Annotated in this window: 13 protein-coding genes and 1 rRNA gene; 5 read left to right on the top strand and 9 right to left on the bottom strand. The window is 68.8% G+C overall.

What is annotated here, in order from left to right:
* Window positions 1-310: 310 nt before the first annotated feature.
* The 5 genes from ACQ5DX_RS24895 to map form a co-directional block, all read right to left on the bottom strand.
* Window positions 311-1,829: ribosomal RNA gene (locus tag ACQ5DX_RS24895) — 16S ribosomal RNA — on the bottom strand.
* A gap of 559 nt (window positions 1,830-2,388) precedes the next feature.
* A complete protein-coding gene (locus tag ACQ5DX_RS24890; protein WP_430335143.1) occupies window positions 2,389-2,883 on the bottom strand; it encodes a hypothetical protein in 495 nt (164 codons plus the stop codon).
* A 5-nt stretch (window positions 2,884-2,888) separates the two neighbouring features.
* On the bottom strand, window positions 2,889-3,071 hold the full coding sequence (locus ACQ5DX_RS24885) for a hypothetical protein (protein ID WP_430335142.1): 183 nt from the start codon (window positions 3,069-3,071) through the stop codon (window positions 2,889-2,891).
* Between the two features lie 14 nt (window positions 3,072-3,085).
* Window positions 3,086-5,893, bottom strand: a complete 2,808-nt coding sequence (locus ACQ5DX_RS24880) for an FAD-binding and (Fe-S)-binding domain-containing protein (RefSeq protein WP_430335141.1) — start codon at window positions 5,891-5,893, stop codon at window positions 3,086-3,088.
* 9 nt (window positions 5,894-5,902) lie between these two features.
* The gene (gene map / locus ACQ5DX_RS24875; RefSeq protein WP_430335140.1) at window positions 5,903-6,673 is read right to left on the bottom strand and encodes a type I methionyl aminopeptidase; all 771 of its coding nucleotides are present in this window, start codon (window positions 6,671-6,673) and stop codon (window positions 5,903-5,905) included.
* 50 nt (window positions 6,674-6,723) lie between these two features.
* Here map and ACQ5DX_RS24870 point away from each other — a divergent pair, with 50 nt between their 5' ends.
* The gene (locus ACQ5DX_RS24870; protein WP_430335139.1) at window positions 6,724-7,005 is read left to right on the top strand and encodes a helix-turn-helix domain-containing protein; all 282 of its coding nucleotides are present in this window, start codon (window positions 6,724-6,726) and stop codon (window positions 7,003-7,005) included.
* Here ACQ5DX_RS24870 and ACQ5DX_RS24865 read toward each other — a convergent pair.
* Entirely contained in the window at window positions 6,971-7,306 is a 336-nt protein-coding gene (locus ACQ5DX_RS24865) for an ArsR/SmtB family transcription factor (RefSeq protein ID WP_430335138.1), read from the bottom strand. The two genes, ACQ5DX_RS24870 and ACQ5DX_RS24865, sit on opposite strands and share 35 nt — an antisense overlap.
* The gene (locus ACQ5DX_RS24860; protein ID WP_430335137.1) at window positions 7,293-7,745 is read right to left on the bottom strand and encodes an ATPase; all 453 of its coding nucleotides are present in this window, start codon (window positions 7,743-7,745) and stop codon (window positions 7,293-7,295) included. Before ACQ5DX_RS24860 ends, ACQ5DX_RS24865 begins: the two co-directional genes overlap by 14 nt.
* Before the next feature lie 264 nt (window positions 7,746-8,009).
* Between ACQ5DX_RS24860 and ACQ5DX_RS24855 the strand changes: the two genes are divergently transcribed.
* The 4 genes from ACQ5DX_RS24855 to ACQ5DX_RS24840 all read left to right on the top strand — a co-directional run bounded on the left by ACQ5DX_RS24855 (window position 8,010) and on the right by ACQ5DX_RS24840 (window position 17,653).
* Entirely contained in the window at window positions 8,010-9,800 is a 1,791-nt protein-coding gene (locus tag ACQ5DX_RS24855) for a glycosyl transferase (RefSeq protein WP_430335136.1), read from the top strand.
* 28 nt (window positions 9,801-9,828) lie between these two features.
* Entirely contained in the window at window positions 9,829-13,143 is a 3,315-nt protein-coding gene (locus tag ACQ5DX_RS24850) for an arabinosyltransferase domain-containing protein (protein WP_430335135.1), read from the top strand.
* A 73-nt stretch (window positions 13,144-13,216) separates the two neighbouring features.
* Window positions 13,217-16,537 carry an arabinosyltransferase domain-containing protein gene (locus ACQ5DX_RS24845; RefSeq protein WP_430335134.1) on the top strand — a complete coding sequence of 1,107 codons (3,321 nt, stop codon included), beginning with the start codon at window positions 13,217-13,219 and terminating at the stop codon, window positions 16,535-16,537.
* Window positions 16,538-16,693: 156 nt separating this feature from the next.
* Window positions 16,694-17,653 (top strand): hypothetical protein, encoded by a 960-nt coding sequence (locus ACQ5DX_RS24840; protein WP_430335133.1) that lies wholly within the window; start codon window positions 16,694-16,696, stop codon window positions 17,651-17,653.
* Window positions 17,654-17,683: 30 nt separating this feature from the next.
* On the opposite strand, the gene ACQ5DX_RS24835 is transcribed toward ACQ5DX_RS24840, so the two are convergent.
* Together ACQ5DX_RS24835 and pks13 are read right to left on the bottom strand one after the other, a co-directional pair.
* On the bottom strand, window positions 17,684-19,228 hold the full coding sequence (locus tag ACQ5DX_RS24835) for an acyl-CoA carboxylase subunit beta (protein WP_430335132.1): 1,545 nt from the start codon (window positions 19,226-19,228) through the stop codon (window positions 17,684-17,686).
* Window positions 19,229-24,130: a polyketide synthase Pks13 gene (gene pks13 / locus ACQ5DX_RS24830; protein ID WP_430335791.1), complete on the bottom strand. Its 4,902-nt coding sequence runs from the start codon at window positions 24,128-24,130 to the stop codon at window positions 19,229-19,231.
* Window positions 24,131-24,168 lie beyond the last annotated feature (38 nt).

The raw sequence follows: 24,168 nt of genomic DNA, 5'->3' as shown, positions 1-24,168 counted from the left end.
CCACTGTGCAGTTCTCAAACAACACACAACCAGGAAACATGATGCAGACACCAAACCAGAGCCTCAGCCCCGCGGTATGACCTGCGTTTCCCGCTTGTCGTTTCTTCCTTGAAAGATCACTCGCGTGTTCTCTCAGGACCCAACAGTATGCCGATATATCACCCACCAGCCGGCACTCGGGCCCGCTGATCCGTGGATGAGCTTGTCAGTGTTCCACCCATGAGCACCACCGGATTACGTGTGAATCCGAAGTGGCTCTGCCCTCACACGCTCCCCGACTGTTCGGGGTGTGTGGGGAGATGCTCCTTAGAAAGGAGGTGATCCAGCCGCACCTTCCGGTACGGCTACCTTGTTACGACTTCGTCCCAATCGCCGATCCCACCTTCGACGGCTCCCTCCACAAGGGTTAGGCCACCGGCTTCGGGTGTTACCGACTTTCATGACGTGACGGGCGGTGTGTACAAGGCCCGGGAACGTATTCACCGCAGCGTTGCTGATCTGCGATTACTAGCGACTCCGACTTCACGGGGTCGAGTTGCAGACCCCGATCCGAACTGAGACCGGCTTTAAGGGATTCGCTCCACCTCACGGTATCGCAGCCCTCTGTACCGGCCATTGTAGCATGTGTGAAGCCCTGGACATAAGGGGCATGATGACTTGACGTCGTCCCCACCTTCCTCCGAGTTGACCCCGGCAGTCTCCTGCGAGTCCCCGCCATTACGCGCTGGCAACACAGGACAAGGGTTGCGCTCGTTGCGGGACTTAACCCAACATCTCACGACACGAGCTGACGACAGCCATGCACCACCTGTATACCGACCACAAGGGGGGCCGTATCTCTACGGCTTTCCGGTATATGTCAAACCCAGGTAAGGTTCTTCGCGTTGCATCGAATTAATCCACATGCTCCGCCGCTTGTGCGGGCCCCCGTCAATTCCTTTGAGTTTTAGCCTTGCGGCCGTACTCCCCAGGCGGGGCGCTTAATGCGTTAGCTACGGCACGGATCCCGTGGAAGGAAACCCACACCTAGCGCCCACCGTTTACGGCGTGGACTACCAGGGTATCTAATCCTGTTCGCTACCCACGCTTTCGCTCCTCAGCGTCAGTTACTGCCCAGAGACCCGCCTTCGCCACCGGTGTTCCTCCTGATATCTGCGCATTTCACCGCTACACCAGGAATTCCAGTCTCCCCTGCAGTACTCAAGTCTGCCCGTATCGCCTGCAAGCCCGCAGTTGAGCTGCGGGTTTTCACAGACGACGCGACAAACCGCCTACGAGCTCTTTACGCCCAGTAATTCCGGACAACGCTCGCACCCTACGTATTACCGCGGCTGCTGGCACGTAGTTGGCCGGTGCTTCTTCTGCAGGTACCGTCACTTTCGCTTCGTCCCTGCTGAAAGAGGTTTACAACCCGAAGGCCGTCATCCCTCACGCGGCGTCGCTGCATCAGGCTTTCGCCCATTGTGCAATATTCCCCACTGCTGCCTCCCGTAGGAGTCTGGGCCGTGTCTCAGTCCCAGTGTGGCCGGTCGCCCTCTCAGGCCGGCTACCCGTCGTCGCCTTGGTAGGCCATTACCCCACCAACAAGCTGATAGGCCGCGGGCCCATCCTGCACCAGTAAACCTTTCCACCCCCAACCATGCGATCGGAGGTCATATCCGGTATTAGACCCAGTTTCCCAGGCTTATCCCAGAGTGCAGGGCAGATCACCCACGTGTTACTCACCCGTTCGCCGCTCGTGTACCCCCGAAAGGGCCTTACCGCTCGACTTGCATGTGTTAAGCACGCCGCCAGCGTTCGTCCTGAGCCAGGATCAAACTCTCCGTTGAAGACTCTAGATTGGCCGGCGAACCGGCAATCAGCCATAGACATCGAGTCAAATCACTAGCGTAAAAACTCAAACTAGCTTGCACTGACCGCCCCAGACGGAAGAATGAGACGATCAGCAAATACCCACCCCATCGAAAATGATGGCGTGGAGTACCAAATAATTGGCACTGACATTCATCGACACACTGTTGAGTTCTCAAAGAACACGCGCACACCATCACTCGAAACTTTGCAGTTCCTCGTTTTGGGGCAACCGTTCTAGCTTAACCTGATCAAGTTCCGGAAGCAAATCCGGGACTTTCTCGGCCACCCGAAGGCGCTCCACAACCTTACAGGATGTTTTGCACTCGGATTACCAGGCGCTCCCCGTACAACCTCGTTTTCCCTCGCTGACCTGTGAAGATCGCGTCCGGGTCGGTGTCCGTGTCGCTCTGACCTGGAATAAGTTACGCGAACCGTTCACGGATTGCCAAATCGCCTGGTCAGAGCACTTGAAAGGCGTATTTCGGGTGAACATTCGGTGCATCCGGGGCGCTCGACGTGCCCAGGAGTTCGTCTCTAGGGCATCTCGATGGTCTCGGCCCGCGCAATTTCCCCTATTGCGGCCCGGATGTACCCCTTACCGTCGACATCGGCGGCCGTGAGCAGATCGGCCATCACCAGAACGGCACTCCGGAGGTAATCGGACTGACCGATCCTCTGGGCGTCGTCGCTCATCTCGGTCAGTCCGAGCGAACCGGTGAGGACCGCGGCGAGCGCCGTGACATCGAGATCCGGCAGCCAGGTGATCGCGGCGCCGGCGACCCGCGTCAGCGCGCCCTGGATGTCGTCGCCGGAGAAGCCGTCGGGGTGGAGGTCTTCGAGCAGCGCCCGCACAACTCCCGCGTGAACGATCGTCACCTGCTCGAACGGAAGCTCGAGCAGTTCGTCCAGTGCCTCGACCAGCTGCTCGCGCGCCCCGGCGCGGGCCGCGGTGATGGCGTCGTCGGTGGCGGCGGAGATCTGACGGGCCGTCGTCGGCCATTCGCCGGGCCAGTTGCCTCCCCTGCGCATGTGCGTCACACCGCCGCGCTCAGAGCGACCGACAGCGGCACCGCGGTCAGACACAGAACGGCGGCGACCAGCAGCCCGATCACCAGGCGCTTGTCCCACTGCCCCCGCGCGCCGCTCGCCGCCAGGACGAACAGCACGAATCCGATACAGACGGAGACGATCGTGACGAGGACCGGTGTGGTGACCATGGCTGGATTGTGCCTCAGCCCCGTTTTCCCTGATCGGCCAGGAGTTCGGCCAGGTGGACGCCCTCACGTCGAGTCAGGTCGGTGATCTGGGTCCGACACGAGTACCCGTCCGCGAGGACGACGGTCTCGGGCTGCGCGCGGGCCACGGCCGGCAACAGCTGATGCTCGGCGACCGCGACGGATACCTCGTAGTGCCCCTTCTCCACGCCGAAGTTGCCGGCCAGCCCGCAGCACCCGCCGAGCCGCTGGACCTGCGCACCGGCCCGGCGCAGCAGAGCCTCGTCCGCGCCCCACCCCATGACGGCGTGGTGGTGACAGTGCGGCTGCGCGACGACCGGCGTGCCCGACAGGTCCGGCGGTGCCCACCCGTCGCGGTCGCCGAGGACTTCGGCGAGGGTGCGGGTGGACTCGGCAACCACCCTGGCGTCGTCGGTACCGAGCAGCTCGAGGGCGTCGGCGCGCAGCACCGCCGTGCACGACGGTTCCATCCCGACGATCGGCACCCCTTCTTCTGCGAGTGCTGTGACGGTGCGGCCGAGGATGCGGCGGGCGGCGTCGAGCTGTCCGGTGGTGATCCACGTCAGCCCGCAGCACTGCCGCTTCGGGGTGAGCCGGGGCCGGAATCCGGCGTCCTCGAGCACCCGCACCGTCGCCATCCCCACGTCGGGCGTGAAGTGGTCGGTGAACGTGTCGACGAACAGCACGACCGGGTCGCCGGTGGTACGACGCTCGGTGGCAGTCGAGGCGAACCAGCGTCGGAACGACGTCGGCGCGAACTGCGGGACGTGGCGCCGTCGATCCGCTCCCCCGAGCGTCAGGGCCACCGGCGCGACACCCGGGAGCCGGGTCACCGCGTTCACCAGGCGCGGGGCGCGGCCGGCGATCGCCGCCCAGCGCGGGAGCCAACCGAGTGAATAGTGCGAGGCCGGGCGCAGCCGCCTCCTATAACTGTGGTGCAGAACCTCCGATTTGTAGGACGCCATGTCGACGCCGGTCGGGCAGTCCGACGCGCAGCCCTTGCACGACAGGCACAGCTCGAGCGCGTCGTGCACCTCCGGCGAACGCCAGCCGTTGCGCACGAGACTGCCGTTCACCATCTCCTGCAGGACGCGGGCCCGTCCGCGCGTCGAGTCCTTCTCCTCGCGCGTCGCCATATAGGAGGGGCACATGACGCCGCCCGCGCCGGTGGTGTCGGCGCGGCACTTCCCGACACCGGTGCAGCGGTGCACGGCCTGCGCGAAGTCGCCGTCGTCGTCGCGGTACGCGAGTGCGAGATTCCGCCGCAGCGGCGCCGTCTGCGGGATCCGGAGGTCGGCGTCGACGGGTCGTGGGTCGACGAGCACACCCGGATTGAGGACGTTGTCGGGGTCGAAGACGTGCTTGACGGCCCCGAACAGGCGCAGCGCGTCGGTCGAGTACATGAGCGGGAGCAGTTCGCTGCGGGCGCGGCCGTCGCCGTGCTCACCGGAGAGCGATCCGCCGTAGAGCGCGACGAGTTCGGCAGCGGACGTGAGGAAACGTCGGAAGACGGCGGTCCCGTCCGGTCGATCGAGCGGCAGATCGAGCCGGATGTGCAGGCACCCGTCGGCGAAGTGCCCGTACGGCAGGCCGGTGATACCGAAGTCGGTGAGCAGGGCGTCGAAGTCGCGCAGGTAGGGACCCATGCGGTCGGGCGGGACCGCGGCGTCCTCCCAGCCCGCATAGGCGGGCTTACCGGCGGGACTGCGCCCCGCCAGACCGGCACCGTCCTCCCGGATCCGCCACAGCGCCGCCGCCCGCGTGGGATCCGCGACGACCAACGCGTCGATCGCGGCACACCCCTTCGCCAGGGCGCCGGTGCGTTCGAGCACCTCGTCGCGCGAATCGCCCGCGATCTCCACGAACAACCACGCCGCACCCCGCGGCAGCGGCGGCACCGCCTGCGGCCCGCGTCGTTCGCGGACGACGTCGACCAGGCGCGAGTCGATGCCCTCGCACGCCGTGGGACCGAACCCGAGGACGGCCTTGGCGTCGTCGCCGGCGGACGCGATGTCGTCGTAGCCCAGCGCGACCAGCACGCGATGCGCCGGATCCTGCACGAGTCGGACGGTGGCCCGCGTGACGATGCCGAGCGTGCCCTCGCTGCCGACGAGGAACCTCAGGACGTCGAACCCGTTCTCCGGCAGCAGGTGTTCGAGCGCATACCCGGACGCCTGGCGGCCGAACCGGCCGAATTCCGTTCGGATGGTGGCCAATCCGGATCGCGTGACGTCGCGCAGGGCGCCGAGGACACGGCCGTCCGACGCGGTCGGCAGCGACAGCGCCTCCCCCGCCCCGGTCAGCAGGTCGAGCCCGACCACATTGTCGGACGTGCGGCCGTAGCCGAGAGTTCTTGCCCCGCAAGCATTGTTGCCGATCATCCCGCCGACGGTGCAGCGGTTGTGCGTCGACGGGTCGGGACCGAACCGCAGCCCGTGCGGGGCCGCGGCACGCTGCAGGGCGGCCTGCACGACACCCGGTTCGACGACGGCGATGCGCTGCTCCGGATCGACGTCGAGCACCCGGCCGAGGTGTCGGCTGAAGTCGATCACAACCCCCGGCCCCACCGCGTTGCCGGCCACGGACGTCCCGGCACCCCGCGCCGTGAGCGGAACACCCTCGGCACGGCAGACGTCGAGCACCGTCGCGACCTCGTCGATCGCGCGCGGAAAGACCACCGTCGTGGGCGGCACCCGGTACAGCGACGCGTCCGACGAATACATCGCCCGGGTGGTGCCGTCGGCCCGGACGTCCCGCACCCCCGCGCGGCGCAGCGCGTCGAAGATCGGCGTCCAGTCCGGCATACGAGCAGCCTAGTGCCGCGCCGTGAGCACCACCGGGCCGTTGTCGGTGATCGCGACGGTGTGCTCGCTGTGCGCGGCGCGGGCGCCGCTCACGGTCCGCAGCGTCCAACCGTCGGCGTCGTGGCGGTAGTCGTCGGTGCCGTCGGCGATGAGCATCGGTTCGATCGCGAGGACGAGACCGGGGCGCAGTCGCATGCCCTTGCCGGCGCGGGCCTCGTTGGGCACGTCCGGACTCTCGTGCATGACGCGGCCGATGCCGTGACCGCCGTGATCGGCGAGCAGCCCGAAGCCACTCCTGCGGACGTACCGACCGATCGCGGCACCGATGTCGCCGAGACGGTTCCCGACCCGGGCGGCCTCGATACCGAGGCGGAGGGCCTCGTCGGCGGCCGCGACGAGCGCCTCGTCGGCGGGATCGGCGGCGCCGACGACGAAGCTGACGGCCGAGTCGCCACACCAGCCCTTCAGCTTCGCGCCGCCGTCGATGCTCACCAGGTCGCCGTCACGCAGTCGGTAGTCCGAGGGAATGCCGTGCACGACAGCATCGTTCACGGACGTGCAGATGACCCCGGGGAACGGGGTCGGAGCCCAGTTCGGTCGGTAGTTCAGAAACAGCGGCTCCGCACCGGCGTCGGCGATGGTGCGGGCGGCGACGGCGTCGAGCTCGCGCAGACTCACCCCCACCCGCGCGTGGTCGCGCGCGGCCGTGAGGGCGTCGGCGACGACCCTGCCCGCCGCCCGCATCCCCTGGATCTCCGATTCGGTCTTGAGTTCGACCACTGCACCGCTCCTCCGGTTCGAATAACTATACCGGTATTACTATAGGCACCATGGTGCGTGTGCCGTTGACAGCGGAGGAACTCGAACGCGGGCAGCGACTCGGTGAGCTGCTGCGATCTGCGCGCGGCGAGGCGAGCATGGTGCAGGTGGCGCTCGACGCGGGCATCTCCGTGGAGACCCTCCGCAAGATCGAGACGGGACGCATCGCGACGCCGGCGTTCTTCACGATCACCGCCGTCGCGCGCGTCCTCGACATCTCCCTCGACGAGATCGCCGCGGCCCTCGACCCCGACGAGGTCAGTCCGGATCGGGCGCCTCGGCGCGCATCTTGATGCGCTCCAGGCGGCGGTCCCAGCCGGCGGCGATCCGCTCGAGCTGACCGGCCGCCTCGCTCAACCGCGCGCCGACGGCGACGAAACGCACCTCCCGGCCGTCACGTTCGGCCTCCACGAGTCCCACTTCCTGCAGCACCGCGAGGTGCTTCGCGATCGCCTGCCGCGAAACCGGGAGCTCGCGGGCGAGCGACGACGCCGATGCCGACGACCGCCCCAGCCGGAGCAGGATGTTCCAGCGGGTGTCGTCGGCGAGGGCCGCGAAGACAACCGGCGGGTCGAGGGATTCACCCGACCGCATCCACCGCCTCCTCCACGTGCCCCTTCGCGAGCGCCATCTCGATCTGCCAGCCACCGAGGTGGTTGTCGTACCGGCTGCGACGATCCTCCGCGCTCTCGGGTAGCGACGCGAATCCGCTCTCGATGACCTTCAGCACGACGCTCGCGGGTGAGGTCTCCTCGATCCGGAACTCCACCAACGTCGACGGCCCGTCCGGCGCGTCGGCGTCGGTGAGCCACCGGAAGGCGGCATAGCGAGGTTCGTCCAACTCCACGGTCGCGAACGCGAACGTGCCGTGGGTGGGGTCATGCACGACGTGCAGGTCCCCGCGGCGCTCGATGCGGTGCGGGACGATCTGCTTGTCGTTGACGTACCAACCCGGCTCGCTCACGAGCTTCCACACTCGCGCCGCGGGGGCGTCGATCGCGATCTCCCGCTCGATTCGATCCAACTCGTCCATCGGTTCCCTCCTTCGTCGAGACTTATCTGCAACCACAGCATTGCAGGTGATTGCTGATAGTGCAACCCCTAAGTTGCACATTGTGGAGGGTGGCGCGGATGTCCGGATCGACCGGATCAGCTCGTCCGCTATGCCCGCTCCCCATTCCATAACGGTCTCTTCTCACAGGTAGTCCCCAGTTAGCTGCGGTATTCTCGCCTCCGGCCAACCGACGGCTGCGCGGCGCCACGCCCCACCGTCCTGCGACGCGGAAGGGGGCGATGCGTGAGCGAAACGCTGAACCTGGTCGACGGGAATCCCGTGACCACCACGACGACCGCGGCGCCGACGCGGGCGCGCCGGATCCGGGTCACCCCGGCCGACGTCGTCGCCACGGCGTCGTTCGTCGCCCTCGCGCTGTTCGTGCTGGGTCGCCAGTGGAGGAACCTGGGCAACGGCTACCTGGTCACGAGCGGCCAGGACCAGACGATGTGGGAATGGTTCTTCGCGGACACCGCCCACTCGCTCGCGAATCTCGAGAATCCGCTGTCGAGCACGCTGCAGAACTACCCGCTCGGCGTGAACCTGATGGCCAACACCGCGATGTTCGGCGTGAGCGTCCCACTCGCGCCGATCACGTTGCTGTTCGGGCCCACAGTGACATTCACGCTCGCGCTCACGCTCGGGCTGTCCGGCACCGCGACCGCGTGGTACTGGGTGCTGTCCCGGCATCTGGTCACGTCGAAGTTCGCGGCCGCAGTGGGCGGCGTGTTCTGCGGCTTCGCTCCCGCGATGATCTCGCACACCAACGGTCACCCCAACTTCGTGTCGCTGTTCATGCTGCCGTTCATCGCCCTGCTGGTGATCCGCCTCGGCAGTGGTGAGCGCCCTGTGCGCAACGGCATGCTGCTCGGCCTGGCCGTCGCCTACCAGATCTTCCTCGGCGAAGAGCCGCTGCTGATCTACTCGATCGCGTTCGCGGTCTTCGGAATCGCCTATGGCGCATCGCGGCCCGGCCAGGCAATCGCCGCCGCCCGACGGGGGTTCAAGGGCCTGTGCGTGGCCGGTGTGGTCACCCTCGCGATCGTCGCCGTCCCACTGTGGTGGCAGTTCCTCGGACCGCAGAGCTACCACTCCATCGAGCACGGCCCGGTCGGCAACGACGTCAACGCGTTCACCCGCTTCCCGTCGCAGTCGCTCGCCGGCGATCCGGGATCGGCCGTGGGGCTGTCCATGAACGCCACCGAGGAGAACGCGTTCTTCGGCTGGCCGCTGCTGCTGCTCGTCGCGATGACCGCCGGGTGGCTGTGGCGCGTTCGGGTCGCACGCGCCGCGGCCGCGACGGTTGCCGTCATGGCCGTCCTGTCCATGGGCGTCGAGCTGTCCGTCGCGCACAACGCCACCGGGATCACGCTGCCGTGGTCGTGGTTCGCGAAGCTGCCGCTACTCGAATCCGTGCTCGAGTCCCGCTTCGCGATGGGCTGCATCCCGGCCATCGCCATCCTGCTCGCGCTCGGCACCGATCGCGCGATCTCGGCCGGACGGGCCGGACAGCGGTCCACGACGCTGCTGTGGCTGGGCTGGCTGGCCGTCTCGCTGCTGCCGCTGGCCCCCGCGCCCGCACCCGTCGCGCACCGCGCGCCGGTGCCCGCGTTCTTCGCCGACGGGACGTGGCGCTCGTACGTGTCCGACGGATCCGTCGTCACCGTCCCGCTGCCGCGCCCCGAGGACGCCAAGGCGCTGCAGTGGCAGGTCGGACAGAAGTTCGGGTATCCGATCGCCGGCGGCTACTTCGTCGGCCCCGCCGGACCCGAGGACGAGGGCAAGTACGGCCCCGACGACCGCCCTACCGCGATGCTGCTCGGCAAGACGCAGAACACCGGTGAGGTCCCGGCCATCGACGACGCCACCCGCGCCACCGCGCTCGCGGACCTGCGGTTCTGGAACGCCGACGTCGTCGTGCTGCCGCCCGGCAAGAACGACCAGATCCTGCGCGCCACCGTCGACCGGCTCCTCGGCGTGACCGGACAGCGCGTCGACGGCGTCTGGGTCTGGGACGTGCGGAATCTGACCTGATCGAGCCGCTCACCTAGAGTCGAACAACGTGCCCGACGTCCTGACTGCCCCAGCCCCGGCCGCCGAACGCGCCTCCGCGACCGACGTGCGGATCGCCCGCCTCGTCGCCATCGTCAGCGGCCTGCTCGGCGCGATCCTCGCGATCGCGACACCGTTCCTACCGGTGAAGCAGGACGCCTCCTCGGTGAGCTGGCCCCAGAACGGCAGCCTCACCAGCGTCGAAGCACCGCTCGTGTCGTACACGCCGCAGCAGCTGCACGTGACGATCCCGTGCACCGCCGTCGGGCAGCTCGCCGACAAGGGCGGCGCGCTCGTCGCGACCGCTCCCCCGCAGGCCGGGCGCGCCGAGGCCGACGGCCTGGTGATCAAGGTCGAGGCCGCGTCGGACACCGAGCCCGCACGACTGAAGGCCGTCCTGCGCGACACGGCACTGCTGTCGCTGCCGCTCAGCGACCTGCAGGGCTGCACCCAGATCGTCGTGACGTCGGACGCGCAGGGCACCACCGCGGCCGTCGCCGGACTGCCCGACCAGCAGGCCACCACCGTCACCGGGGACGTCCGACCGCAGATGGTCGGCATCTTCTCCGACCTGCAGGGCACCCCGCCTCCGGGCCTGGACGTGCGCGCCGACCTCGACTCCCGGTTCTCGTCGACCCCCACCCTGATCAAGCTGGTCGCGATGATCGTCGCGGTGCTCGCGACGATCATCTCCCTGGTCGCGTTGCACCGCCTCGACAGCGTCGACGGCCGCCGGGCACGACGCTTCCTGCCGGCCCGCTGGTGGAGGTTCACCGGCATCGACGCCGTCGTCATCGGCGGCCTGCTGCTGTGGCACGTCGTCGGCGCCAACACCTCCGACGACGGCTACCTACTCAACATGGCGCGCGTCTCCGAGCACGCCGGCTACATGGCCAACTACTTCCGCTGGTTCGGCGTCCCCGAGGCCCCGTTCGGCTGGTACTACGACGTGCTGGTGCTGTTCGCGAAGGTGAGCACCGCGAGCATGTGGATGCGGCTGCCCGCGCTGATCGCCGGCATCCTCTGCTGGATGATCATCAGCCGCGAGGTGATCCCGCGGCTGGGCATCGCGGTGCGTCGCAGCAGCGTCGCCATGTGGACCGCCGGACTGGTGTTCCTCGCGTTCTGGCTGCCGTTCAACAACGGCCTGCGCCCCGAACCGATCATCGCGCTGGGCGCGCTGCTGACGTGGTGCTCGATCGAACGGGCCATCGCCACCGGACGCGTGCTGCCGGCCGCGGTCGCCGTGCTGATCGCCGCGTTCTCCCTGGCCGCCGGCCCGTCCGGCATGATCGCGATCGCCGCGCTCATCGCCGGTGCCCGCTCGATCGTGCAGACCGTCGTGCGCCGGCACCGGAAGGTCGGCGTCGTCGGACAGGTCGCGCCGATCCTGGCGTCCGGCGCCATCGTGCTGGTCGCGGTGTTCGCCGACCAGACCCTCGCCTCGGTCCTCGAGGCCACCCGCGTCCGCACCGCCGTCGGCCCCAACGTCCCGTGGTTCGACGAGCGCGTGCGCTGGGACGCCCTGCTCAACATCTCCCCCGACGGCTCGCTGGCCCGCCGCTTCGGCGTCTTCGTCATGCTGCTGTGCCTGGTGGTCTGCGTGATGATGGTGCTGCGTCGCGGCGGCCGCATCCCCGGCACCTCGCAGGGGCCGTCCCGCCGAATCCTCGGCATCATCTTCGCCTCGCTGCTCCTGATGAGCTTCACGCCGACCAAGTGGACCCACCACTTCGGCGTGTACGCGGGCCTCGCGGGCTCGGCGGCGGCGCTCGCCGCCGTCGCGGTGGCCGGCGCCAGCCTGCGGTCCAAGCGCAACCGGACCCTGTTCGCGGCCGGCGTGCTGTTCATCCTGGCGCTCTCGTTCACCGGTTCCAACGGCTGGTGGTACGTCTCGAGCTACGGCGTCCCGTGGTGGGACAAGCCGCCGTCCATCGCCGGCAAGGGCTTCTCCACCGCCCTGCTCGGGCTCACCGTCCTCGCGCTGCTGCTGGCGGCGTGGTTCCACATCCGCGCGCCGTACGAGAAGGATCGACCGGCGAACAACGGCGGCCGTCTGGCCCGGATCCGACGCTGGTCGCCCGCGCCGCTCACGCTCGCCGCGGCCGCCGTCGTGCTGTTCGAGGTGCTCTCGCTACTCAAGGGCGCCGTCGCGCAGTACCCGGCGTACTCGATCGCGCAGTCGAATCTGCGCTCGCTGACCGGCAACACGTGTGCGCTCGCCGACTTCGTACTCGTCGAGGACGACCCGAACGCGTCGACGCTGAAGCTGGTGAACCCGCCGACCGACACAGCGGGTGCCGCCGCGTTCGGCGCCACCGAGTCGACCGGCTTCACCCCGAACGGCGTGGCCGGCGACCTGACCGCCGACAAGGAGAACGTCACAACCGGCGGCGCCAACAGCGTCGACACCGGCACCGATGCGAATTCCCAGTCCCAGTCCCAGTCGCAGACGCGCACCCGCGCCGGCACGAGCGGCGGCACCGAGACCACCGCCGGCGTCAACGGCAGCAGCGTCTCGTTGCCGTTCGGTCTGAACCCGGCCACCACACCGGTGCTCGGCAGCTACCGGACCGGCGCGCAGCAGCGCGCCGACCTGGTCACCGGCTGGTACGGGCTGCCCGAACGCAGTGACGACGCCCCGATCCTGTCGATCGCCGCCGCCGGACGCATCCACTCGGTCGACGCCGACGGCATCGTCACCGAGGGCGGGCTGCTCGAGGTCGAGTACGGCACCCGCACCGCCGACGGCAACATCGACGTCGGCGGCCGCATCGCGCCGATCGACATCGGCCCGGCACCGTCGTGGCGGAACCTGCGGGTGCCGCTCGACCAGCTGCCCGCCGACGCGAACGCCGTCCGCCTGGTCGCCTCCGACACCGGGCTCGCGCCCGATCAGTGGCTCGCGGTGACCCCGCCGCGCGTCCCGCACATGCAGACACTGCAGACCGTGGTCGGCAGCAGCGCACCCGTGCTGCTGGACTGGTCGGTGGGCCTGGCGTTCCCGTGCCAGCGGCCGTTCGACCATCAGGACGGTGTCGCCGAGGTCCCCGAGTACCGGATCCTCCCCGACCGCGTCGGCGCCGTGGCCACCAACGCATGGCAGGACGCCATCGGCGGCGGCCCGCTCGGCTGGACCCCGCTGCTGCTGAACGCCCAGACCATCCCCACCTACCTGGCCGACGACTGGCGTCGGGACTGGGGCTCGCTGGAGAAGTTCACGCCGATCGACCCGTCGGCGCAGCCCGCGACCGTCGACGTCGAACAAACGACCAGATCCGGCGTGTGGTCGCCCGGTCCGATCCGGAACACACCGCCCGCGTGACCAGGCTGTGAAGCAGCTGAGAGCCGTCGGCCTCGTTTAGGTAACGGAAACATCTCGCCTACGATCGACAACCGTGCCAGACGTTGTGACAGCCCCCGCGCCCGGTCCCGAAGCCAGCGCTCCGCCCCCGGCTTCGACAGCCCGCGACGCGGACTACCGCAAGGCACGGCTGCTCGCCGTCGTCACCGGACTCATCGGTGTCCTGCTGGCGCTGGCGACGCCGTTCCTGCCGGTCAAGCAGACGGCGGCGACGGTGTCGTGGCCCGACAGCTCGGTCGCCGCCAACGTCGAGGCACCGCTGGTATCGCAGGTGCCGGTGTCGCTGTCGGCGACCATCCCCTGCCGGGCCGTCGCCGACCTGCCCGCCGAAGGCGGCATGCTGCTGGCCACCGCACCCCCGCAGGGTACGAAAGCCGCGGTCAACGCGATGTTCGTGCGCGTCTCGCAGGAGACCGTCGACGTCCTCGACCGCAACGTGATCGTCGCGTCGGCGCCGCGTTCGGACGTCGAGTCCGGGCGGTGCTCGGACATCGTCATCACCTCCGACGTGGGGAAGACCACCGCCGAGTTCGTCGGCCTCACCAACGACGACGGCAAGCCCCTCGCCGGCCAGCTGATCAACGACTACCGCCCACAGGTGGTCGGCATCTTCACCGACCTCGACGGCAAGTCCGTCCCCGGCATGACCTTCATGATGGACGTCGACTCGCGGTTCTCGTCGAGCCCGACCGTGATCAAGCTCGTCGCGATGATCGGCGCGGCGCTCGCGACGCTCGTCTCGCTGGTGGCGCTGCACCGCCTCGACGGCGTCGACGGCCGCCGTTCGCGCCGCTTCCTGCCCACCCGATGGTGGAAGGTCACCGGCGTCGATGCCGTCGTCGTCGGCACTCTCGTCGGCTGGCACTTCTTCGGCGCCAACACCTCCGACGACGGCTACCTGCTCACCATGGCCCGCGCATCCGAACATTCGGGCTACATGGCCAACTACTTCCGCTGGTTCGGTGTCCCCGAGGCCCCGTTCGGCTGGTACTACGACGTCCTGGCCGCGTTCGCGAAGGTGAGCACCGCCAGCCCGTGGATGCGTCTGCCCGCGCTGATCGCCGCGATCCTGTGCTGGATGGTGATCAGCCGCGAGGTCGTGCCGCGCCTCGGTCGCGCCGTGCGGCACAACTCCGTGGCGCTGTGGACCGGTGGCCTGGTGTTCCTCGCGTTCTGGCTGCCCTACAACAACGGCCTGCGCCCCGAACCGATCGTCGCCGTCGGCGCGCTGCTGACCTGGTGCTCGATCGAACGGGCCATCGCCACCGGCCGCCTGCTGCCCGCCGCGATCGCCGCCCTCATCGGCGCGTTCACCCTCGCGGCCGCGCCGACCGGCCTGATGTGCATCGCCGCACTGCTCGTGGGCCTGCGCCCGATCACCCGTCTGATCGTCCGACGCCACAAGCAGATCGGCACGCTCTCCCAGCTGCTGCCGCTCGCGGCGGCCGGCACCCTCGTCCTCGTCGTCGTCTTCGCCGACCAGACGTTCGCCACCGTCATGGAGGCTACCCGCGTCCGCACGATCATCGGCCCGAACCTCGAGTGGTACCAGGACTTCCTGCGCTACTACTACCTGTTCGTCCCCACCACCGACGGCTCGCTGGCCCGCCGCTTCGCGTTCCTGACGATGCTGCTGTGCCTGTTCACGGTGCTGTTCGTGTTCCTGCGCCGCAAGGGCATCCCCGGCGTCGCATCCGGACCGTCGTGGCGACTGATGGGCATCGTGTTCGGAACGATCTTCTTCATGATGTTCAACCCCACGAAGTGGACCCACCACTTCGGGGCGTACGCGGGCATCGCCGGATCGCTGGCCGCGCTGACAGCCGTCGTCGTATCGGCCAGCGCGCTGCGGTCGCGGCGCAACCGCACCGTCTTCCTGGCCGGGCTGCTGTTCGTGCTGGCGCTGTCGTTCTCCGGCATCAACGGCTACTGGTACGTCTCCAGCTACGGCGTGCCGTGGTTCGACAAGACCGTCTCGCTCGGTGGCCGCGAATCGAACACCGTGTTCCTGGTCCTGTTCGGGCTGTCGCTCGCGCTGATCGCGTGGCAGTACCTGCGTGAGGGCTACGCTCCCCCGCCGGAGAAGGCCAACAGCGCCAAGGGCCGACGGATCCGCAAGTTCGCGGCCGCCCCGCTGACCGTCGTCGCCGGCCTGATGGTGCTGTTCGAGGTGCTGTCGCTGCTCAAGGGTGCGGTGTCGCAGTACCCCGCGTACTCGATCGGCCGGTCCAACATCGACGCCATCACCGGCAAGACGTGCGGCCTCGCGCAAGACGTCCTCGTCGAGCAGGATCCCAACGCCGGCGCGCTCAGCCCGGTCCCCGATCCGAAGAACCCGCTCGCCGACCCCGCCGACCCCCTCGCCGGCAGCAAGCCTGTCGGCTTCACCCCCAACGGCGTGCCCGGCGACCTCACCGCCGACTACGTCGAGGTCAAGGCCGGCATGGGCAACACCGACAACCAGAGCGTCGGCCCCACGTTCGAGACCGGGTCCGGCTCCGGCACCGACGGCGGCCAGGGCGCCCGCGGCGTCAACGGCAGCACCGTCAAACTGCCGTTCGGCCTCGACCCCGCGCGCACCCCCGTGCTCGGCAGCTACCAGGAAGGCGTCCAGCAGCAGGCGTCCGTCGTCTCCAGCTGGTACGCGCTGCCCGAACGCAGCGACGACGCCCCGCTGATCGTGATCTCCGCCGCCGGACGCATCTGGTCCGTCGACGACACCGGCAAGCCCACCTACGGTCAGCCGCTCAACCTCGAATACGGCAAGCGCCAGCCCGACGGCAGCGTCGACATCCAGGGCACCTACCTGCCCCGCGACATCGGCCCCGCCCCGTCCTGGCGCAACCTGCGGATCCCTCTCGACGCGCTACCCGCCGACACCGACGTCGTGCGGATCAACGCCGCCGACCCCAACCTCACCGGCGACCAGTGGTTCGCCTTCACGCCGCCGCGCGTGCCGAAGCTGGAGTCGCTCAACAGCGTCGTCGGCAGCGAGCAGCCCGTCCTGCTCGACTGGGCCGTCGGCCTGCAGTTCCCCTGCCAGCGTCCGTTCGACCACCTGAACGGGATCGCCGAGATGCCGAACTACCGGATCCTGCCGGACCGGCCACTCGCCGTCAGCTCCACCGACACCTGGCAGTCCCTCGAGAACGGCGGCCCCCTCGGCTGGACCGAGATGCTCGCCGGCGCCACCACCGTCCCGACGTACCTGAAGAACGACTGGGCCCGCGACTGGGGCTCTCTCGAGCGGTACGACCGGCACTACCCCGACGCCAAGCCCGCCGACGTCAGCACCGAGCAGGTCAATCGGTCCGGCTTCTGGTCGCCGGGGACGATGCGGGTGTACGCGCCGTAGGTGCCCCTGGGCCTTTTGGCCGAATGTCACATGCGTTCAGTTGGACTGAACGCATGTGACATTCGGCCATCGCCAGGGTTGTGGATAACGGTGATGTCTATCCACAGATGTCGCTGAGCCCGTCGGAGATGTCCGCAGGGCCGCGATCATGGCGAGATGAGACGCGGAGGATGGGCAGACGATCCGGCGAGGCTGTACTCGTTGTCGACCAACGGGATCGTGCGCACCCAGACGCTCCTCGATGCGGGAGTGACGCGCGGGACAATCTCGGGACGGTGCCGGCGCGGAGGGCCGTGGCAGCGGGTGTTGCCGGGCGTGGTGGCGCTGCAGAACGCGCCGCTCAGCACTCTCCAACGGAACACGGCAGCCCTGACCTACGGCGGCGACTCGGCAGTCCTGTCCGGTCACGCGGCGCTCGGCATCCACGGCTACGACAACTCCGCCGGCAAAAGCGATGTGCTCCTGCTCATTCCGTCGACGAAGCACCGCAAGGACTTCTCGTTCGTCACCGTCGAACGGACATGGCGTATGCCTGCTCCCGTTCGGAAGGGCACACTTCGAATCGCACCGATCGCGCGCAGCCTGCTCGACGCGGCCCGGCGCACCCCTGTTCCGGACACCTGCCGGGCGCTGCTGATCGGAGCCGTCCAACGCGGCGACGCCGAGGTGGCTGAGCTCGCCGAGGAACTCGACAACGGCAGCTGTCGCGGCAGCGCCCTACCCCGTCGGGTCGTTCGCGAACTGTCGGACGACGCGCACTCGGTCGCAGAAATCGAAGCGCAGAAGCTCTACGCGACGACCGGACTACCAGCGATGCTGCACAACCGGAACGTCGTCGCGGCGAACGGAACCTGGATCGCACGCCCGGACGGCTGGATCGACGACGTCGCCGTCGCCTGGGAGATCGACTCGCTGAAGCACCACTTCACTGCTCAGGCCCACGAGGCGACACTGCTCCGGCGCGCCAGAATGCAGCGCCACGGGATCATCGTGGTGGCCCACCTGCCCAAGCAGATACGACACGACCCGCACACGGTGATCGCCGATCTCGTCGCCGCCTACGAACAAGGCCTAGAACGCAAACGGACGAATGTCACATGCGTTCAATCCAACTGAACGCATGTGACATTCGGCCAAAAGACAGGGTCAGAACGGAAGCAGGTGATGCTTGCGCGGGTTCTTGAAGACCGTCTTGTCGCGGAGCAGGGTGAGCGCCTTGCGGATCTCGAGGCGGGTGGTCGACGGCTCGATGACGGCGTCGATGTAGCCGCGCTCGGCCGCGATGTACGGCGTCGCGACGTGCTCGTTGTAGAAGTTGATGAGCTGCGCGCGGACGGCGGGGGCGTTGTCGCCGGCGGCCTCGATCTGCTTGCGGCCGATGAGGTTGACCGCGCCCTCGGCGCCCATGACCGCGATGCGGGCGGTGGGCCAGGCCAGGTTGACGTCGGCGCCGAGCTGCTTGGAGCCCATCACCGCGTAAGCGCCGCCGTACGCCTTGCGGACCACGACGGTCACCTTCGGGACGGTCGCCTCGACGTACGCGAACAGGAAGCGGCCGCCGCGCTTGATGACGCCGACCTTCTCCTGCTCCACGCCCACCAGGAAGCCCGGGGTGTCGACGACGAACACCAGCGGAATGTCGTACGCGTTGCAGACCCGCACGAAGTGCGCGCCCTTGTCCGACGCCGCGGCGTCGAGCGCGCCCGACAGCTGCATCGGTTGGTTCGCGACGACGCCGACCGGGCGGCCGTCGACCCGCGCGAAGCCGGTGATGAGGTTCTGCGCGGACTGGCCACGAACCTCGAGGAAATCGCCGTCGTCGAAGATCTTGATGAGGATGTCGTGCATGTCGTAGCCGGCGTTGTCGGCGTCGGGCATGAACGCGTCGAGCGACAGGTCGTCCTCGGTGGTCTCCGGCTCGAGGCCCGGGTTGATGATCGGAGGCTTCTCGGTGCAGCTCGACGGCATGTAGCTGAGGTACTGGCGCGCGTACTCGAACGCCGCCTTCTCGTCGGCCGCAACGTGATGGATGTTGCCGTACTCGGCCTGATTGCGGGCGCCGCCCAGCTCGTCGAGGCTGACGTCCTCACCGGTGACGGATTTGATGACGTCCGGACCGGTGACGAACATGTACGACTCTTCGGTCGCGATCACGATGTCGGTGTTGATCGGCGCGTACACGGCACCGCCGGCGCACTTGCCGAGAATGATCGAGATCTGCGGGCACATGCCCGACAGCGGCTCCTGGCGACGACCCATCTCGGCGTACCACGCGAGCGACGTCACGGCGTCCTGGATGCGCGCGCCTGCGGACTCGTTGATGCCGACGACGGGGCAGCCGATCTTGATGGCGAAGTCGTTGACGGCAGCGACCTTGCGGCCGAAGATCTCGCCGGCTGCACCGCCGAAGACGGTCTGATCGTGCGCGAACACCGCAACCGGACGGCCGTCGACCAGGCCGTGGCCGGTGACGACGCCGTCACCGTACGGGTTGGACGCGTCGCCGGGCTGACGGGCCAGCTGACCCATCTCGACGAAGGTGCCCGGGTCGAGGAGCATCTCGATGCGCTCGCGCGGCGTCGGCAGGCCCTTGTCCTTGCGCTTCTGGATCGCCTTGGGGTTACCCGGGGCCTTCGACAGCTCGAGCTTCTCGTGCAGTTCCGCAAGCTTTTCTGCGGTGGTGGTGCTCACTCAGTTGCTCCGCTTCTCGATCTCGGCCAGCTTGTTCGACAGGTCCGCGCCCACCTTGGAGATGTAGGGCTCGTCGACGATCTGGATGTGGTCGCCACCGATGTAGACGACCTCCAGGTTCTTCGCCGCCTCACCCCAGCCGCCGTCGGGCTGACGCGTCCCGAACGAAGGCTCGAGGTTGATCGCGTCGTCGTGGTACTTGTCCGCCATGTACAGCACGACGTCGCCGTCGTACTGCTGCAGGTCCGCCGTCTGGATGGCCCGGTTGTCGAGCCACGACGTGCGCTGGTGCTCGATGATGCCGCCGGGGATCTTCGCGCCGCTCAGCTTGAGCAGGTCCATGAGGATTCCGATCTGCTCCTCGTCGCTGCCGGCCTCCGCGAGACGGTCGAACGGCAGCGGCGCATCCACACCGTATGTCTTCTTCGCGAACTTCGCGTAGCGCTGCCAGCGGGCCCGGATCTCGTCGGGGGTGTCCTCGACCTTCTCACCGGCCATGACGGTGTCGATCAGTCCGACGACGCGGACATCGGCGCCCTGCTCACGCAGTTGGCGGGCGACCGCGTAGGCGAGCACGCCGCCGAGCGACCAGCCGGCCAGCACGTACGGGCCGTCGCCCTGGATCTCGCGCAGCAGCGGCACGTATGCCGCGGCACGCTCGTCGATCGGGCCCTCGACCCGCTCGAGGCCATACATCGGGGTGTGCGCGGGCAGCCGCTTGAGCAGCGGCTCGTACGCCACCGTCGACCCACCGGCCGGATGGAACACGAACACCGGCACGCCATCCGAACCCTCGGCCCGCGGACGCAGCGTGCGCACCAGACCGTCGATCTTCAGCCCGTCCTCGAGATGCTGACGCACCGTCTCGGCCAACTGCTCGATGGTCTCGGCGTCGAGCACGTCGTCGATGGTGATCTCGCCGCCGGAACGCTCGGTCAACCGTGCCGCCAGCTTCTCGGCGGCCTCGTCGTCCAGGATCGGCAGCGTCGCGAAGATGCTCTTCGCCGACTTGCCCGTCACGACCGCCCACGACGCGAACGTCAGACGCTCGGCCGCATCACGCGGCGGCACATCGACCTCGCCGGACGCGGCCGGAGCCTCCTCGGCAGGCTCGGCAACCGGCGCAGCGGCCTCCGACACCGGCTCCCCGGCGTCCTTCTCGGCCTGCTGCTGCGCGGCCATCGCCGCGACCTCCTCGCGGTTCTCCACCGCGTAGCGCAGGTACTTGGCGACGTCCTGCAGGCTCGCATCCTTCACCGCCGCCAGCTGCAGCTGCGGGATGTCGAACTCGTACTCGACACGGTTCTTGATGCGGACCGCCATCAGCGAGTCCAGACCCAGCTCGATCAGCGGGATCTCGGCAGGCAGATCTTCCGGTGCATAGCCCATGGACTCGGCGACGATGAGCGTCAGACGGTCCTCGAGGGACTGCGAGCTCGCCGGATCCCAGCGGTCCCCGAACGTTTCGGCGGACTCGGTCGACACCTCGTCGGACACCGTGGGCTTCGCGGCGACGGCGGCGACCACCGGCTCGGGCAGCGCCTCACCGGACGACACGACGGCGTCGTACACCAGCGCGAACGACGTTCCGTTCTTAGCGTGCACCTGCACCGACGCACCACCGAGGTGCGGGACCAGCGTCGTGGTCAGGGTCCCCGTCGACGGCACCTCACCGTGCGCGACGGCGCCGATCAGCGCGACGTCCGCGAACAGCTGCGACGCGGCCGCGGTGACGAGCACACCGAGGCCGGAGACTGCCGACGCCTGGATCTCCCACGCGTGGCGGCCGTCCGGCAGCGCGACGTGCGCACCCGGGACACGGGTGTTGCCCGACGACGACACGCGCGCGTCGATCCAGTGCCGCTTGCGCAGGAACGCGGTGCGCGGCAGGTCGGCGTAGGCGCCGGTCGGCAGCAGCGACGGCAGGTCGACGGCGTGACCGTGGACGTACAGCTGCGCGAGGGCAGTGAGCACGCCGAGCGGCTCGTCCTCCTTGCGCTTGAGCGTCTGGATCAGCTGCGTGTCGGCGACACCGGCCGCCCACGCGGTCGCGGCGACCGACATCAGCGTCACCGGGTTGGGCGCGAGCTCGACGAAGGTGGTGTGCCCGGCGTCGACGGCGTGCCGCACGGCGTTGGTGAAGTACACGCTGTGCCGCAGACCCTTGGTCCAGTACTCGACCGGATGGATCGGGGCGTGCCCGGCCGGGTAGAACGCATCCTGGTCGACGGACGAGTACTGCCCGACCTTCAGCTTGTGCGGCTCGATGCCGGCCAGTTCGGCCGCGAGCTCACCGAGCAGCGGATCCACCTGCGAGGTGTGGCTGGCGCCCTTGGTCTGCAGGACGCGGGCCAGCTTCTCCTCGGCCTCGGCGCGCGCGACGATCGCGTTCACCTCGGGCTCGGGACCGCCGATGACGGTGTGGGTGGGGGCCGCGTAGACGCAGACCTCGAGGTGCGGGAAGTCCGGCAGGACGTTCTCGATCTCGGCGGCGCTGTACTCGACCAGCGCCATCAGGCGGATGTCGTCGCCCTCGAGCAGCCCCTCGGCCTCGCCCATGAGCCGCGAGCGCGAGCAGATGACGCGGACGGCGTCCTCGAGCGACAGTCCGCCCGAGACGTAGGCCGCGGCGGCCTCGCCCATCGAGTGTCCGACCAGGGCGGTCGGCTCGGCGCCGTGATGGCGCAGCGTCTTCGCCAGCGCGACCTGGATGGTGAAGATGCCGACCTGCGACGTCTCGACGTCATAGTCGAGCGAGTCGTCGAGGAACTTCTCCTTCATGGAGTAGCCGGCCTCGTCCTCGATCAGCGCGTCGATCTCGTCGACCGCCGCCGCGAACACCGGGTTCTCCAGGTACAGCTGCTTGGCCATCTTGCGGTGCTGCGAGCCGTAGCCCGAAAACACCCAGACCGGGCCCTTCGCTGCGGGCGCGTCGGCGGTCAGCGCGCCCTGGGCGGGCTTGCCGGCGGCGACGGCGCGCAGGCCGGTGAGCGCCTCCGCGTGGTTCTTCGCGATGACCACGGCACGGGAGCGGCCATGGTTGCGCTTGGCGAGGGTGCGCGCGACGTCGGCGAGCGGCGTGCGGCTGCCCTCCTCGGTCTCGAGCCAGTTGGCCAGGTCCTCGGCCGCGCGGCGGCGGCGCGACGGCATCGACGCCGACACCGGCAGCAGCACCGCGGTCTCCGCGAGCTCGGTGCCATCCTCGGCCAGGCCGACGGACTCGGCGGCGTCGGCGAGCATCCGCTCGGCCTCGGCCTCGATCGTGGTGCTCTCGTGCTCGAGATCGATCGGAGCATCCTCGGCGTCGACGTCCTGCGTCGGCCCGGTGTACTCACGGAGCACGACGTGCGCGTTGGTGCCGCCGAAGCCGAAGCCCGAGACGCCCGCGACGGCCTTGCCGGTGTAGCGCGGCCACGCCGTCGCCTCCGGGATGACCTGCAGGTGCGCCTTGTCGAACTGGATGTAGGGGTTGGGGCCCGCGTAGTTGAGCGACGCCGGGATGACGTCCTCCTGCATCGCGAGCACGACCTTGATCAGGCCCGCGGCGCCGGCGGCGGCCTCGAGGTGACCGAAGTTGGTCTTGGCGGAACCGAGCAGCGCCGGCTTGTCGGCGTCGCGGCCGCGGCCGACGACGCGGCCGAGCGCGTCCGCCTCGATCGGGTCGCCGAGGATCGTGCCGGTGCCGTGCGCCTCGATGTAGTCGACGCCCGACGGGGCGATGCCCGCGTCGCGGTACGCGTGGCGCAGGCAGTCGGCCTGCGCATCCGGGTTGGGCGCGAGCAGACCGTTGGAGCGGCCGTCCTGGTTGACGGCGGTACCGGCGATGACCGCGAGGATCGTGTCGCCGTCCCGCTCGGCGTCCTCGAGCCGCTTGAGCACGACGATGCCGCCGCCCTCGGCGCGGACGATGCCGCTCGCATCGGAGGAGAAGGCCTTGATCTTGCCGTCGGCGGTGAGGACGCCGCCCTCGTCGAAGCCGAGCGTCGCGGGCGGCGCGAGCAGCATGTTCACGCCACCGGCCAGCGCGATCTCCGACTCGCCCTCACGCAGGCTGCGCACCGCCTGGTGCACCGCCACCAGCGACGACGAGCACGCGGTGTCGAGCGCGATCGACGGGCCACGGAAGTCGTAGAAGTACGAGACGCGGTTCGCGACGATCGCCGTCGACGTACCGGTCAGCGCGTACGGGTGCGCCGACGCGGGATCGCTCACCGCCAGCAGCTGGTAGTCGTTCGCCGACGAGCCCAGGAACACGCCGACCTCGCGGCCCTTGAGCTGGCTCGCCGGGATGTGCGCGTGCTCGAGCGCCTCCCAGGTGAGCTCGAGCGCGAGCCGCTGCTGCGGATCCACGTTCTGGACCTCGAGCGGCGACATCGCGAAGAACTCGGCGTCGAAGCCCTGCACGTCGTCGAGGTAGCCACCCTTGGTGGCGGCCTTCTCGACGGCCGCCGCCACGTACGGGTCGGCGGTGAACTCGACCCACCGGCCCTCGGGCAACTCGGTGACCGCGTCGCGGCCCTCGATCAGCAGCTTCCACATCTCCTGCGGGGTGTGCCCGGTGCCCGGGAAGCGGGTGGACAGGCCCACGATCGCGATGTCGTGGGACTGCCCGGCCGGGACGCCGCCGCGGTAGTACGAAGGGTCCTCGACGTCTTCCGGCGTGTCCGGCTCGCCCTCGATGATGCGTGTGGCCAACGAGGCGATGGTCGGATTCTGGTACACGATCGTGGCCGAGAGCGTGACACCCACGAGATCCTCGATCTCACCCGACAGCGCGACGGCGTCGCGGGAGGAGAGACCGAACTCCTCCATCGGTCGATCGTCGGATATCGCCGAGGCCGGTTGCCCGGTGGCCTCCGCGACCCAGTTGCGCAGCCATTCGCGCAGCTGCGCGACCGTCATCTCGTGTTCAGCCATCAAATCACCAAGCAATCGGTCAG

Source organism: Rhodococcus sp. ACT016, from assembly GCF_050477185.1.
Taxonomy (GTDB): domain Bacteria; phylum Actinomycetota; class Actinomycetes; order Mycobacteriales; family Mycobacteriaceae; genus Prescottella.
Note: the sequence above shows the minus strand (reverse complement) of the source record. Positions and strands in the feature narration are given on the sequence as shown.